At 65.2% G+C, this 14313-nt stretch carries 11 protein-coding genes and 4 tRNA genes; 10 read left to right on the forward strand and 5 right to left on the reverse strand.

Annotation, left to right across the window (positions count from 1 at the left end; translation table 11 throughout):
- Nucleotides 1-223: 223 nt before the first annotated feature.
- Together PSELUDRAFT_RS10725 and PSELUDRAFT_RS10730 are read left to right on the forward strand one after the other, a co-directional pair.
- Nucleotides 224-700, forward strand: a complete 477-nt coding sequence (locus PSELUDRAFT_RS10725) for an NUDIX domain-containing protein (protein ID WP_162291251.1) — start codon at nt 224-226, stop codon at nt 698-700.
- On the forward strand, nt 697-1056 hold the full coding sequence (locus PSELUDRAFT_RS10730) for a thioredoxin family protein (RefSeq protein WP_088966841.1): 360 nt from the start codon (nt 697-699) through the stop codon (nt 1054-1056). The genes PSELUDRAFT_RS10725 and PSELUDRAFT_RS10730 overlap by 4 nt, the downstream gene beginning before the upstream one ends.
- Before the next feature lie 67 nt (nt 1057-1123).
- Here the strand turns inward: PSELUDRAFT_RS10730 and PSELUDRAFT_RS10735 are convergent, their stop codons facing one another.
- The 3 genes from PSELUDRAFT_RS10735 to folD form a co-directional block, all read right to left on the reverse strand.
- Nucleotides 1124-1669 (reverse strand): hypothetical protein, encoded by a 546-nt coding sequence (locus tag PSELUDRAFT_RS10735; RefSeq protein WP_088966842.1) that lies wholly within the window; start codon nt 1667-1669, stop codon nt 1124-1126.
- Entirely contained in the window at nt 1669-2529 is an 861-nt protein-coding gene (gene purU, locus PSELUDRAFT_RS10740) for a formyltetrahydrofolate deformylase (protein WP_088966843.1), read from the reverse strand. Before purU ends, PSELUDRAFT_RS10735 begins: the two co-directional genes overlap by 1 nt.
- Nucleotides 2530-2623: 94 nt before the next feature.
- Entirely contained in the window at nt 2624-3475 is an 852-nt protein-coding gene (folD, locus tag PSELUDRAFT_RS10745; protein ID WP_088966844.1) for a bifunctional methylenetetrahydrofolate dehydrogenase/methenyltetrahydrofolate cyclohydrolase FolD, read from the reverse strand.
- A gap of 235 nt (nt 3476-3710) precedes the next feature.
- Between folD and PSELUDRAFT_RS10750 the strand changes: the two genes are divergently transcribed.
- The 5 genes from PSELUDRAFT_RS10750 (at nt 3711) to PSELUDRAFT_RS10770 (ending at nt 4900) form a co-directional block, all read left to right on the forward strand.
- A tRNA-Pro gene (locus PSELUDRAFT_RS10750) sits at nt 3711-3787 on the forward strand.
- Nucleotides 3788-3818: 31 nt separating this feature from the next.
- Nucleotides 3819-3895, forward strand: a tRNA-Arg gene (locus PSELUDRAFT_RS10755).
- Nucleotides 3896-3907: 12 nt separating this feature from the next.
- A tRNA-His gene (locus PSELUDRAFT_RS10760) sits at nt 3908-3983 on the forward strand.
- A gap of 46 nt (nt 3984-4029) precedes the next feature.
- Nucleotides 4030-4105, forward strand: a tRNA-His gene (locus PSELUDRAFT_RS10765).
- Between the two features lie 120 nt (nt 4106-4225).
- The gene (locus PSELUDRAFT_RS10770; RefSeq protein WP_088966845.1) at nt 4226-4900 is read left to right on the forward strand and encodes a GntR family transcriptional regulator; all 675 of its coding nucleotides are present in this window, start codon (nt 4226-4228) and stop codon (nt 4898-4900) included.
- A 98-nt stretch (nt 4901-4998) separates the two neighbouring features.
- On the opposite strand, the gene PSELUDRAFT_RS10775 is transcribed toward PSELUDRAFT_RS10770, so the two are convergent.
- A complete protein-coding gene (locus tag PSELUDRAFT_RS10775; RefSeq protein WP_088966846.1) occupies nt 4999-5601 on the reverse strand; it encodes a c-type cytochrome in 603 nt (200 codons plus the stop codon).
- A 159-nt stretch (nt 5602-5760) separates the two neighbouring features.
- Nucleotides 5761-6927, reverse strand: coding sequence for an ABC transporter substrate-binding protein (locus tag PSELUDRAFT_RS10780; protein WP_231895193.1), 1167 nt, complete (start codon nt 6925-6927; stop codon nt 5761-5763).
- Nucleotides 6928-7013: 86 nt separating this feature from the next.
- On the opposite strand from PSELUDRAFT_RS10780, the gene PSELUDRAFT_RS10785 reads away from it, so the two are divergent.
- The 3 genes from PSELUDRAFT_RS10785 (at nt 7014) to PSELUDRAFT_RS10795 (ending at nt 14177) form a co-directional block, all read left to right on the forward strand.
- A complete protein-coding gene (locus PSELUDRAFT_RS10785) occupies nt 7014-9653 on the forward strand; it encodes a PAS domain S-box protein (RefSeq protein ID WP_088966847.1) in 2640 nt (879 codons plus the stop codon).
- A complete protein-coding gene (locus PSELUDRAFT_RS10790; RefSeq protein WP_088966848.1) occupies nt 9650-10282 on the forward strand; it encodes a response regulator transcription factor in 633 nt (210 codons plus the stop codon). The genes PSELUDRAFT_RS10785 and PSELUDRAFT_RS10790 overlap by 4 nt, the downstream gene beginning before the upstream one ends.
- Nucleotides 10283-10565: 283 nt before the next feature.
- Nucleotides 10566-14177: an EAL domain-containing protein gene (locus PSELUDRAFT_RS10795; RefSeq protein WP_088966849.1), complete on the forward strand. Its 3612-nt coding sequence runs from the start codon at nt 10566-10568 to the stop codon at nt 14175-14177.
- Nucleotides 14178-14313: the final 136 nt, after the last annotated feature.

Here is a 14313-nt window from a genome sequence, read left to right on the forward strand (position 1 = left end):
GGCCGCGATTGTACCGAATCGGCGTGGCGGCGGCCCGTGTTTGGGGAATTGTCGGAAAGGGGCGGGCTGCACTTTGCCGAGTGCGATTTCATGGCTGATTTCATGACTACGGCGTTTGCCGCATTCCAAGCGGCTGTTTAAAATGGCGGGCTGCCTGTAGTGCAGCAAAGAACATGATTTTTAAATGAAATATTGAACAGAACTGGGAATTTTCGGAACAAATATGTCAGTGGTATCGGAAAGAAATAGTTATGAATACCAGTTGTCGCCCACGCTGCCGCGCCGGGCGACCGCCATTATCGAGCTGCCGGACGGCGTACTGGTGACAGCCAGCCAGACCGGGCGCTTCTGTCTGCCTGGCGGCGCCTCGCAGCGCGGTGAGCTGCGCTCGCAGGCACTGCTGCGCCATATCCGCGAGCAGACCGGGCTGCGCATCAATTCCATGCTCTACCTGTTCGACCACGTTACCCAGCACAATGCGCACAAGGTCTACCTGGCGATTGCCCAAGGCGTGCCCAGGCTGCAGGAGGCCGGCAGCCGCATGACGCTGATCACTTCGCCGGATACCGAGATGGACGTGCACGTGGAATCGCGCGCCATCCTGCGCCGCTATGCCAAGGTGCGTGGCGAGCAGGGCGCCAAGAGCGAGGCGGTGCGCGCCATGCTGCAGCTGGCGCGCTATATCGCCAAGGTGGAATGAGTACCGCGCTGGCCGCGGATGCACGCTGGCGCCCGCTGGACGAATTCGGCTTCGATGCCGCGCTGGTAGCGCAGCCGGGCATCAGCCTGGTGATGTTCGGCCAGCCGCACTGCGGTGCCTGCCATGGCTGGCGTAGGCAGCTGCCGCACTGGCTGGAAGACGGCATTGCGCTGTTCTACGTGGACGTGGCGGTGGCCAGCGCACTGGCGCGGCGCTTCGAACTGTTCCATCTGCCGGATTTTGCGCTGTACCGCGATGGCGCGTTCCACTGCATGTGGCGCAGCGCCTTCAGCCGCGCCGAGGTTGGCCGCAAGCTGCAGGCCGCACTGCAGGCGCCGGCGCAGGAAGAACCCTGAGCCATGCCAGCTCGCCAACAAGAAAAAGCCCGCTGCTGCGGGCTTTTTTGTTTTGTTCCGGCGGTGCTTATTTCAGCAGGTCTGGGATGCTGATGATGCCCATATTGCTGCCGGCACCCAGCAGGCCCAGCAGCAGCGCCAGCGACAGCGGCGAGAACAGCAGGATGCCCAGCAGCACCCGGCCACGGCTGCGGCCGCTGCAGCGGGTAAGCGCATTAACCAGCACCAGCACATTGCCGATGCCCAGCACCATGGACAGCCCCTGCGATACATCGTCCGGCAGCCAGTAGGTGAGCGGGTCCAGTATCTGCAGCCCGCTGCAGGCCAGGATCAGCCCGAACAGCGAATACGGCAGCCGCTCGCCGCCGCGGCTGAGCCACCAGCGCATGAACAGGCTGAGGCCCAGCGTCTCCAGCGTCACGTACAGGGTGAACAGCGCCACCACATTGGCCGGCTCGCCCCGGGCGCCGGAGCTGATGGCGCCGGCAGCGGCCAGGGTGCCCAGCAACAGCAGCACCAGCAGCAGCTGCAGCGGGGAGTAGCGGTAGTGTTCCAGCGGGGCGACGCGCAGGCGAACCAAGTCGATGGCGTCGTGCAACAGCGGCAGGCTCATCAGTCGAAGATCACGGTTTTGTTGTTGTAGGCGAGGATGCGGTTTTCCAGGTGCCAGCGCACGGCGCGCGACAGTACCACGCGTTCCAGGTCGCGGCCTTTCTGGATCAGGTCTTCCACGTCGTCGCGGTGCGAGATGCGGGTGACTTCCTGCTCGATGATCGGGCCGTCATCCAGGATCTCGGTAACGTAATGGCTGGTGGCGCCGATCAGCTTCACGCCGCGGGCGAAGGCGCGGTGGTAGGGCTTGGCGCCGTCGAAGGCCGGCAGGAAGCTGTGGTGGATGTTGATGACGCGGTGCGGGTAGCGCTCCACGAACTTGTGCGACAGCACCTGCATGTAGCGCGCCAGTACGATCAGGTCCACCTCGGCGGCTTCCAGCAGCGCCCACTGCTCGGCCTCGGCCTGTTCCTTGTTGTCCTTGTTCACGCTGATGACGTGATAGGGAATGCCGTGGTATTCGGCCAGGCGGCGGCAGTCGTCGTGGTTGGAGATGATCAGCGGAATGTCGCAATCCAGCTCGCCGATGCTCCAGCGGTGCAGCAGGTCCACCAGGCAGTGCTCGTATTTGGAGACGAAGATCGCCATGCGCGGCTTGCGCACCGACAGCGATACCTCCCACTGCATATGGTATTTCTCCGCGATCGGCGCAAAGGCAGCGGCGAAGTTCTCCATCGGCAGGCTGAAACCGGCCAGATCCCACTGCACGCGCATCAGGAACAGGCCTTCCACCGGGTCCTGGTGCTGGTCGGCGTGCTGGATGTTGGCGTTGTAGGTGAGCAGGAAGTTGGCAATGGCAGCGACCAGGCCCTGGCTGTCCGGGCAGCTCACCAGCAGGGTGGCGGAATGTCTGTTACTCATCGGGTGGCTCTTTGTCCGTTCTTGTCGGGTGAAACGCAAACGCCACCGCCGGCACGGGGCAGACGGTGGCGTCGGTGCGGCATGCTGTCTGCGATCAGGCGTTGAGGTTGGCCGAATCCAGCGTGTTCTGCAACAGGGTAGCCACGGTCATCGGGCCGACACCGCCCGGTACCGGGGTGATGAAGCTGGCGATGTCGCGCGCCGGGGCAAAATCCACGTCGCCGCAGATGCTGCCGTCGGCCAGGCGGTTGATGCCCACGTCGATCACCACCGCGCCCGGTTTCAGCCATTCGGCCTTCACGAACTTGGGAATGCCCACTGCGGCTACCACGATGTCGGCGCGGCCAACTTCGGCGGCGAGGTCAGCGGTGGCGCTGTGGCACACGGTGACGGTGGCGCGTGCCAGCAGCATTTCCAGTGCCTGCGGGCGGCCAACGATGTTGGATGCGCCCACGATCACCACGTTCTTGCCTTTCGGGTTGATGCCGTACTCTTCCAGCAGCGTCATCACGCCGCGCGGGGTACATGGGCGCAGCAGCGGCATTTTCACCGCCAGGCGGCCCATATTGTACGGGTGGAAGCCGTCGACATCCTTCTTCGGGTTGATGCGCTCGATCACCAGCTGCGGGTCGATCTGCTTGGGCAGCGGCAGCTGCACCAGGATGCCGTCCACGCCGTCGTCGGCGTTAAGCTCGTCGATGATGGCCAGCAGTTCCGCCTGGCTGGTGCTGCCCGGCAGGTCGTAGGCGACGGAGCGAATGCCGGCCTTTTCGCAGGAACGCTTCTTGTTCTTGACGTAGATGCCGGAGGCCGGGTCATCGCCTACCAGGATCACGGCCAGGGCCGGGGCGCGCTTGCCGGCTGCCACACGGGCATCCACGCCTTCGCGCACTCGGTTGATCAGGGTTTCGGCGACGGCCTTGCCGTCGATTAGTTGTGCCGCCATGCTGCTATCCACCTAAAAAATCGGTTGGTTGGAAGGAAAGGCCGGATTTTCGCATTTTTTGGGCGTTCTGCTCAATCGCTTCAAAGGCTTGCCGTGCTCTGATAGCAAGATTTTTTTATTGCAAGCTGTCGCGTGCTGGCCTCGGCTTCGATAAGCAAATGGCATCTGATTGCAAATATTCTGCACGGGCAGTTGACACAGGATAGGCCGGTCAGTATAGTTCGCAGCCTGTTGTCGGGGCGTAGCGCAGCCTGGTAGCGCATCTGCTTTGGGAGCAGAGGGTCGTGAGTTCGAATCCCACCGCCCCGACCAACAGCCTAATTAGTAAGCACGCCCGACGTGAGCGCCCGTAGCTCAACCGGATAGAGCACCGACCTTCTAAGTCGGGGGTTACAGGTTCGATTCCTGTCGGGCGCGCCAAGATTTGCAGTGGTGGATGTAGCTCAGTTGGTAGAGTCCCGGATTGTGATTCCGGTTGTCGTGGGTTCGAGCCCCATCATTCACCCCATAAACAAGGTTTGTCAGCCTCTGGCTGGTGAACGCACCGCTCAGCGGTGGATGTAGCTCAGTTGGTAGAGTCCCGGATTGTGATTCCGGCTGTCGTGGGTTCGAGTCCCATCATCCACCCCAGAATAAACCCGGCTTCGGCCGGGTTTTTTCGTTATTCCATCTGTTTGGTCAGGTTGTCGGCAGTGAATTTCACCGTATAATCGGATACATTTGCATGTATCCGATAATCAGAGCCGCGCCATGACCACCCTGCAGCCCATCAAACGTCAGACCCTGACCAGTGCCGTTACCGAATCCTTGCGTCAGCGCATTCTGTCGGGCGAGTTTGCCGATGGGCAGCAGCTGCGTCAGGAAGCGCTGTCCAACGAGTATGGCGTCAGCCGGGTGCCGGTGCGCGAGGCACTGCGCCAGCTGGAGGCGGAAGGGCTGATCCAGATCATCGACCACAAGGGCGCGCTGGTGTCCAAGCTGTCGCTGGACGACGTGCTGGAACTGGTGGAAATCCGCGCCATGCTGGAAAGCGAGCTGCTGCGGGTGGCGATTCCGCGCCAGGAGGCGGCGGACCTGGAGGTGGCGGAGGCGACGCTGAAGGAATTCGAACTGGCGCTGTCCAGCAACGATATCCGCCACTGGGGCGAGCTGAACTCGCGCTTTCACCTGGCGCTGTACCGCGCCGCCAAGCGCCCGAATACCCTGGCGCTGCTGGAACAGCTGCACAACAAGACCGACCGTTACACCCGCATGCAGATCCTGCTGACCCGCACCATGGAACGTGCCCACGAGGAGCACACCAAGCTGCTGGACATGTGCCGCAAGGGCGCGGCGGACGAGGCGGCGGAATTCCTGCGTTTCCATATCCTGTCCGCCGGCCATGCGCTGGAAGCGCACCTGAAGGACAAGGAAGCGCGTCGCTGATCCGCAGCACGTCCACCAGAACAATGCCGTTCACCTGTTGGTGAACGGCATTGTCGTTTCTGCGGCGGCCTGCTTTCAACTACCTGGCTTGCGGCCAACTAGTGCAGTGTCTGGATATAGGCCGCCAGCGCGTTGATCTCTTCATCCTTCAGTGTCTTGACGATGGCCTGCATCTCCGCCGCTGCCGGGCGCTGGCTGCCGGCAAACGCGTGCAGCTGCCTGGCGACGTAGGCCGCGTGCTGGGCGGCCAGGCGCGGCCCGCTTTCACTGCCTTCGCCGCGCTGGCCGTGACAGGTGGCGCAGGCGGAGGTGCCCTTGCCGTCGATGCCGTTGTGGAAGATACGGTCGCCAGCCGCGGCCTGCGCCGCATCGACGGCAGCGGTGTTGGCCGCCGCTTTCTGGCCGAAGAAGTAGTCGCTCAGGCCGGCAATAGCGGCATCGTCCAGCGTGCTGCCGCTACGCCACATGAAGTCGTGCGCCGACTGGTCGCTGCGGCTGTGCTCCTTCATTGCCTGCAGCTGCTGTGCCAGGTAGCCGGCCTGCTGTCCCGCCAAGCGCGGAATCAGTGGCGACGAACTATTGCCGTCGGCATTGTGACAGCTGGCGCACCACTGGCGGGCCATGTCCTCGGGCGTGGCGGCCTGGCTGGGCGCCAGCAGTGCCAGCAGCAGCCCGCAAAGCGCGCCATGGATGATCTTCATTGCCTGTCCTCCTTGCTTGTTCTGAACGCCATTGCGTTGAAGAGCGGATATTTACTCTGTGTAGCCGGGCCTGGCGGCATGGCAAGAAAAAACCACCGCCATACGCCGCCCGCGGCCGTTATGGTTGGCCGCAGGGCAGCGGCGGCCGGCTTGCCGTGCTCAGGGATGGCGCTGGCGATCCTGCGGGTAGGCGTATACCACCTTGCGCTGGCGCACTTCGCCTATTACCGGAATGTCCAGCTTGATGGCCTCGTGATCGCTGGTGGAGAACGGGTGGCGATAGGTGGTGATCAGGCCGGCTACCGGCTGGCGCAGGTCTTCCAGCGCGGCACGCACCCGGGGGCCGTCGGTGCTGCCGGCCTGCTGCATGGCGGCAGCCAGCAGCAGCAGGCTGTCGTAGCCCTGGGCGGCGGAGGGCGGCGAGGGGATGCGTTCGCCCGGATTGCGCTGCAGGTAGCGGCGGATGAAGTCGGCGCGCAGCGGGGTGTTGCCGTCCTCGATGAAGGTCTGCACCATGCGCGCGCCTTCGGCATTGGGGCCGGCGTTGTCGATGAAGTTGGACATCGACAGCGTCCAGCTGCCGATCAGCGGGATGCGCCATTCCATCTGCGCCAGGGTGTTGGCGATCTGCGCCAGCTCCGGGCCGATGGTGTAGGTGAGGATGCACTGCGCGCCGGCAGTGCGCGCCTCGCGCAGTGCGCCGCTCATGTCCAGTTCGCCGTTGTGGAACTGCTGCACGCTTACCGGCTGGATGCCGCTGGCGGCCAGCGCCTTGAGCAGGTCCTGCTGCCCCAGCTGGCCGTAGTTGCTGCTGTCGTTCAGCACCGCCACGCGGCGAAAGCCGCGCCGCAGCGCCTCGCGCACGATCAGCGGTGCCTGCAGCGCATCCGAGGCGGCAACGCGGAACACATAGTTGGCCGCATAGCGCGGCGGCAGGAACTGCTGTGTCACTACGTGCGCGGTGGCCACCGCGGTAATGGCCGGGATGCTGGCCTGCTGGTAGCGGTATTGCGAGGCCAGCGCCACGCCGCTGTTGGCAAAGCCCACCGTGGCCACCACCTGCTGCTTGTCGATCAGCTCGCCGGCCACGCGGATGGCGTAGTCCGGGCGGCCGCGGTCGTCGCGCTCCACCAGCTGGATCTGCCGCCCCAGCACGCCGCCGCTGCGGTTGATGTCTTCCGCCGCCAGGCGGATGCCGCCGCGCATGCTCAGCCCCATCGGTGAAGAGCCGCCGCTGAACGGGCCGGACACGCCGATACGTATCGGCGGCGCGGCCGCGGCAAGGGCGGAGCAGAGCAACAGGGCAAGACAGGCAAGGCGGGGCACGGGCTGTTCCTGATGGCGGTGTTGGCGTGAAGTGCCTATTATCGCATTCCGACTTCCCTTGCGGCCAACCTCCTGGCGTCCAGTGCATGCGCACCCCCCGCTTTTACACCACATTCAAGCGCAGCCGTTTTTACCGGCTGATGCCCAACAGCACCATCGTGCTGTTCTTCCTGACCATGGCGGTGATGCTGTGGACGCTGGATGCGCGTGAAAACGAACAGCTGCGTACCGACCTGGCCAAGGACACGCTGTGGGCGGAGCAGACCATGCGCCTGCGGCTGGATGGCCAGCAGGAAGAGCTGCAGCAGATGGCGCGCGACATCGGCCGCGAGGAGCTGGACGAAGAGGGCTTCCTGGTGCAGGCCTCGCAGTTCCTGGCCAATACCCCGGAAATGGTGGCGACGGTGTGGGCCGACGCCGGCTTTACCCTGCGCTGGGTGGCGCCGTACGAGGATTCCGGCCTGGCCGTCGGCTCCCGCCTGTCCGGCCCCAGCGTCAGCGCCTTCGTGCAGGCGCGCAACAACGGGCATGCGCTGTTCGGCCAACCCTACCAGCTGGAAAACGGCGAGTGGCGCTTCGACCTGATGGTGCCGGTGTTCCGCGACAGCCAGTTCCGCGGCATGGTGATCGGCATCTACCAGGCCAATGCCTTCGTGCGACGCGTGCCGCCATCGTGGTTTGCCGAAAAATACTACCTGGAGCTGGGCAGCGGCGCGCGCATCCTGGCCAGCAACGCCCACAACACCACCGCCAGCCGGGTGGTGCAAAGCATCCACCTGGGCGGCACGCCGCTGCAGCTGCTGGCGCGGCCGGTGCGCAGCAGCGTGGACAAGAACCGCATGATCCAGCTGGGGCTGATCGCCGGGCTGTCGGTGCTCACCCTGCTGAGCCTGATCAGCCTGTCGCGTCACATCCGCAGCCGGGTGGCGGCGGAGCGCGAGCGCGACCGCGTGTACACCCTGTCGCGCGAATGGCTGGGAGTGATGCGTGCCGACGGCACCCTGCTGCAGGTCAACCCGGCCTTCGTGGCTGGCCTGGGCTACCCGGCGGATCAACTGCTGGGCACCTCCTTGCTGAGCTACCTGCACCCCGGCCAGCGCGAGGAAACGCAGCAGCTGCTGCGCCGGCTGCTGGAAGCCGGCAGCGTGGACCGCTACCTGGAAACCCGCGTCGGCAACCGCCAGGGCGACTCGCTGCTGCTGGCCTGGGCGCTGAGCCCGCTGCCGGATGCCGGCGTGATCTACCTGTCCGGCCGCGACATCACCGCGCAGAAGCAGGCCGAGCTGGCGCTGCGCCACGAATACATGTTCCGCAAGGCGATGGAGGATTCGCTGGTGGTGGGCATCCGCGCCATCGACCTGCAGGGCACCATCAGCTATGTGAACCCGGCGTTCTGCCGCATCACCGGCTTCAGCGAGGCCGAGCTGATCGGCCTGCGTCCGCCCTACCCGTACTGGGCGCCGGACATCGCCCCCTACAACGACGAAGTGCTGCGCCAGACACTGTCCGGCGAGCACACCCAGCAGCTGTTCGAATCGGTGATGCAGCGCAAGGGCGGCGAGCGCTTCTACGGCCAGTTGCTGGTGTCGCCGCTGATCGATGCCGAAGGGCAGCAGACCGGCTGGATGGCGGCACTGAGCGACATGACGGAAAAGCGCGAGGCGCAGCGGCAGCTGGAGGCTGCCAACGAGCGCTTCATCGCGGTGATCGAGGGCCTGGACGCCGCGGTGGCGGTAGTGCGCCCCAGTAGCCAGCAACTGCTGTTCAGCAACCACCGCTACCGCGAATGGTTGGCCGCAGCCGGCGATGACAACGGCAACGAATATTGCGACCTGCGGCTGTACCGGCTGCTGCGCCATGCCAGCAGCGAGCAGGAAATCCGCCTGGACGACCCGGCGCGCTGGTGCCTGCTGCGCACCCGGCCGCTGCGCTGGGTGGATGGCGAAGCGGCGCAGATGCTGATTCTCACCGACATCACCGAGCAGCGCGCTGCCGAGCGGCGCTACGAGGAGCAGATGCTCAAGCTGCAGGCCACCTCGCGGCTGATCACCATGGGCGAGATGGCGTCCACCCTGGCACACGAACTCAACCAGCCGCTGTCGGCCATCGCCAACTACCAGGCCGGCTGCGTGGAGCGGCTGCGCCAGGGCAAGGCCAGCGCCGAGACGCTGATCCCGGTGATGGAGAAGATCACCGCCCAGGCCGAGCGCGCCGGCAAGATCGTGCGCCGGGTGCGCGAGTTCGTGAAGCAGAGCGAGCCGGTGCGCAAGCCGGTGGACATCGCCGACGTCATCGAGGCGGCGCTGGCCATTGCCGACATCGAGGCGCGGCGGCTGGCCTGCCGCATCAACATCCACCTGGCGCCGGGGCTGCCGCTGGTGCACGTGGACCCTATCCTTATCGAGCAGGTGCTGCTCAACCTGATCAAGAACGGCATGGAGGCGATGCAGCAGCTGCCGCCAGCCGAACGCCAGCTGGAGGTCTCGGTGCAGCGCCACAGCGGCAAGCGCATCGAACTGGCCATCGTCGACCGCGGCCACGGCGTGCCGGACGACATCAAGGCGCAGCTGTTCGATGCCTTCTTCACCACCAAGAGCGATGGCATGGGCATGGGGCTCAACATCTGCCGTTCCATCGTCGAGTTCCATCAGGGTCAACTCTCGGTGGAAGATCACCCGCTGGGTGGTACCATTTTCCGCTTCACCCTGCCGGTGTATGAACCATGACACGTACCGACATCCGCATTCATATCGTCGACGACGACGAAGCCTTCCGCGATTCGCTGCTGTGGCTGCTGGAAAGCCACGACTACCGGGTGCACTGCCATGACAGCGCCGAAGGCTTCCTCGCCGGCTTCCAGCCGGGGCAGGGCGTGGGCTGCCTGATCCTGGACATCCGCATGCCGGGCATGAGCGGGCTGGAGTTGTACGAAGAGCTGCAGGCGCGCGGCAATTCGTGGCCGGTGATCTTCATCACCGGGCATGGCGATGTGCCGATGGCGGTGCAGGCGGTGAAGCGCGGCGCGCATGACTTCCTGGAAAAGCCGTTCAACCAGGAGGCGCTGCTCACCGCGGTGCAGAGCGCGCTGGCCGCCGCGGCGAGCGCGCGCCAGAGCGAGAGCTGGGCGCAGCAGTGCGAAGCGCGGCTGGCCACGCTCACCAGCCGCGAGCGCGAGGTGCTGGAGCGGGTGATCGAAGGCAAGATGAACAAGATCATTGCCGACGACCTGGGCATCAGCATCAAGACCGTGGAAGCGCACCGCGGCAAGATGATGGACAAGATGGGCGCCCGCTCCATCGCCGACCTGGTGCAGACCGTGGTGGCCTACCGCCAGCAGAAGGGTCGCCAGCACTGAACTGGCCCGCCGCGGCGCGCCCGTGGCTGGTTTGTCGCCGCCGTTAGACTCCCTCCCCATGCCCGGCGCAGGGCACGATGACCTGCGCTGGCGCAAGCTTTTGCCATGTGCCAGGCAATAAACTGGCTGCGGCTGCCGCCATTTCCTTTTAATATGTATTTTGATTTTCAACTCTCACTTATTGCATCGGGGTGCGGGCAACGGCCATGACCTGATGCCGGCCCTGTGCCGGCAACGTTGGCCGCAACGCGAGCAATAGCCAACCCCTCTTCTGGATGACTGCATGAAGGTAGTCGGACTGCGCTGGATTTTTCTGGCGGTACTCATGCCGGGCCTCATTGGCCTGCTACTGTCCTTTGCCGTCATTTACCAGTCCGAAAACCGGCAGTTGGAGCACAACACCCAGCAGTTGGTGCGTACCGTCTCGGCCCAGGTGGATACCGCCTTGCTGGGTGCGCAGCATGCGCTGCAGGGCCTGGCCGCCACCTCTTCCGCGCTCGACCAGGCTGACATGGCGGGCTTCCAGCAGCAGGCACTGCAATTCATGGCCGCCAGCGGCTACGGCAACGCCATCGTGCTGGTGGATGCCTCCGGCCAGCAGCTGATAAACACCCTGCGCCCCTACGGCAGCGCCTTGCCGAAAACCGCCAACCGCGCCGCTACCGACTACGTATTCGCCTACGGCAAGCCTTATGTCTCCAGCCTGTTCACCGGTGCGGTGGCGCAGCGGCCGCTGCTGGCGATCTCGGTGCCGGTGATCCGCGACGGCAAGGTGCGCTACACCCTGACCATGGGCATCAACGCCGCCAGCCTGTCGCGCTTTGTCGATGCGAAGTCGCTGCCGCAGGGCTGGGGGCTGGTGATCTACGACAACAAGGGCATCATCGCCGCGCGCACCCATTCGCCGCAGAAGTATGTTGGCCAGGCGGTGATTCCGGTACTGCAGGCCGGGCTGCATGGCCCGGTCGATGGCCTGATGCAGGGCAGCAGCCTCGATGCCGTGTCGATGGTGGGGGCTTACCACCGCTCCGAGCAGACCGGTTATTCGGTGGCGGTAGGGGTGCGAGAGTCGCTGCTGCTGGCGGAGCTGGGGCAGAAACTGCTGTTTCCGGCATTGCTGCTGCTGTCGGTGGCCCTGGCCAGCGGCCTGCTGATGCGCCGTTTCAGCACCCAGCTGCAGGGCTCGCTGCGCACGCTGGCATCGGCCATCGACGCCGCGTCGCAACACCAGGGCGATTGCCATGTGCCGGAGAACGGCCCGGCCGAATTCGTGCAGCTGGCTGCCCAGTTCAACCGCATGCAGGAGATGCAGCGCGCCGCCGAGCGGACCTTGTATGAAGTGGAGCACTTCGCCGGCATCGGCCGCTGGGAGTGGGACATCGCCAGCGAACGCCATAGCTGGTCGGAGGAGTTGTACCGCATCTACGGGCGCGACCCGGCGCTGCCGCCGGCGGTATTCCCGGAAGTGCAGCGCTATTTCACCGCGGAAAGCTGGGCGCGGATCATGACCAGGGTCGAGCAGTGCCTGAGCAGCGGCGAGCCGTACCAGTGCGATGTGGAAGTGGTACACAGCGATGGCTCGCAGCGCTGGGTGTTCATTACCGGCAGCGCTCAACGCGATGCGCAGGGCCATATCGTCAAGCTGCAGGGGCTGACGCAGGACATCAGCGCGCGCAAGCGGACCGAGCTGGCGCTGGCGCGGCTGAACCGCGCCATGCGCCTGGTCAGCGAGTGCAACAGCATGCTGGTGCGTGCCGCCGACGAGGCGGCGCTGCTGTCGTCGATCTGCCAGCTGATCGTGGATACCGGCGGCTACCTGATGGCGTGGATAGGCTTTGCGCAATTCGACGACGCCCGCTTGATCCTGCCGGTGGCGCAGTCCGGTGCCGAGCAGGGCTACCTGGAAAGCATCCATGTTTCCTGGGGCGACACCCCGCAGGGGCAGGGGCCCACCGGCACCGCCTACCGCCTGGGCCGCACCCAGGTGAACCAGAACTGCCTGACCAACCCGCAGATGGCGCCCTGGCGCGAGGCCGCACTCAAGCGCGGCTACCAGGCCAGCATTGCCCTGCCTTTGCTGGCCGGCGACAACATGCACGGCGTGCTGACCATCTACGCCCGCGAGCCGGACGCCTTCCAGCCTGACGAAGTGGAGCTGCTGGAACAGCTGGCCGGCGACCTGGCCTACGGCATTGCCGCCCTGCGCAACGAGGAAGCGCGCAAGCAGGCGGTGGCGCTGCAGCTGGTAAGCGAGGAACGCTACCGCACCGTGCTGGACAATGCCGCCGACCCGGTGGTGATTGCCACCGGCAAGGGGCAGCTGATCTATGCCAACCATGAAGCCGCCAGCCTGCTGGGCTACGGCGCTGACGTGCTGCAGGGCATGACGCTGCTCGACATCTCGCCGGTGGAGGAGGCCAGCAAGATGCTGGGTATCCTCGACGAGCTGACTGTCAGCCACCAGCTGCGGGTGGAGATGGACCTGCAAAGCCACAGCGGCAAGGTGATCCCGGTGGAAATCAACGCGGTGGCGCTGCCGGACGGTAATGTCTACGCCGCCTGCCGCGACATTACCGAGCGCAAGCAGTTCGAGGCCGAGCTGGAGTATTCCGCCACCCACGACAAGCTGACCGGGCTGGCCAACCGCCACCTGCTACACGACCGTATCGAACAGGCCATTGCCCGCGCGCGGCGCGAGCACAAATCGGTGGCGCTGATGCTGCTGGACCTGGACCGCTTCAAGACCATTAACGACACCCTTACCCACGATGCCGGCGATTCACTGCTGCAGGAAGTGGCCGGGCGTCTGCGGCAGCTGGTGCGCGAAGGCGATACCGTGGCGCGGCTGGGCGGCGACGAATTCATGGTGGTGATGGGCGAGGTGGCCGATGTAGCCGATGCGGCCGGCCTGGCGGCCAAGCTGCTGGCCAGCATCCGCCAGCCACTGTTGGCCGCAGGCCACCATATAGTGGTGACCGGCAGCCTGGGTATCTCGCTGTACCCGCGCGACGGCGACTCGCTGCATGAGCTGATCAAGAACGCCGACGTGGCGATGTACCGCGCCAAGGAGCTGGGGCGCGACGAGTTCCAGTTCTACGCCCCGGAAATGAATGCGCGCATGCTGGAGCGGCTGGAACTGGAAGGCAGCCTGCGCCACGCCTTGCAGAACAGCGAGCTGGAGCTGCACTACCAGCCCAAGGTCAGCATTGCCGATGGCCGCATCACCGGTGCCGAAGCGCTACTGCGCTGGCGCCGTCCCGGCCATGGCATGGTGTCGCCGGCGCAGTTCATTCCGCTGGCCGAGGAAACCGGCCTGATCCTGCCCATTGGCGCCTGGGCAATCCGTGCGGTGTGCGAGCAGCTGCAGCAGTGGCAGCGGCTGGGCCTGCCGGTGGTATCGGTGGCCATCAACCTGTCGGCGCGGCAGTTCCAGCAAAGCGGCCTGGCACAGCGGGTGCAGCAGGAAATCAGCCGCCATGGCCTGCACCCCGGCGCGATCGAGCTGGAAATCACCGAAAGCGCGCTGATGGTGGACCCGGAAAAGGCCAAGCACATCCTGCAGGCGCTGCGGCAGCTGGGCATACGCATCGCCCTGGACGACTTTGGCACCGGCTATTCCAGTCTCAATTACCTGAAGCGCTTCCCCATCGATACCCTGAAGATCGACCAGTCCTTCGTGCGCGGCCTCAGTACGGAGCTGCAGGATGCCGCCATCGCCAGGATGGTGATCGAGCTGGGGCATGCGCTGGGCATGAACGTGGTGGCCGAAGGCGTGGAAACCGAGGAGCAGCGGGCGCAGCTGCAGCAGCTGGGCTGCGACCAGCTGCAGGGCTATCTGTTCAGCAGGCCGCTGCCGGCGGAGCAGTTCGCCGCCATGTTGGCCGCAAGCAGGTAAACACTGGGACCAGCGCGTAGCGAGGGTGGAACCAGCGGTTCATAGCCGAGTGAACCGACAGCTACGCGCGGGCATGGCATGCGGCCAACCCGCCCTACGGCGAGCCATGTCCGACAACTCGCCTGATGACACAAAA

The sequence above is a fragment of the Vogesella sp. LIG4 genome (assembly GCF_900090205.1).
Classification (GTDB): Bacteria; Pseudomonadota; Gammaproteobacteria; order Burkholderiales; family Chromobacteriaceae; genus Vogesella.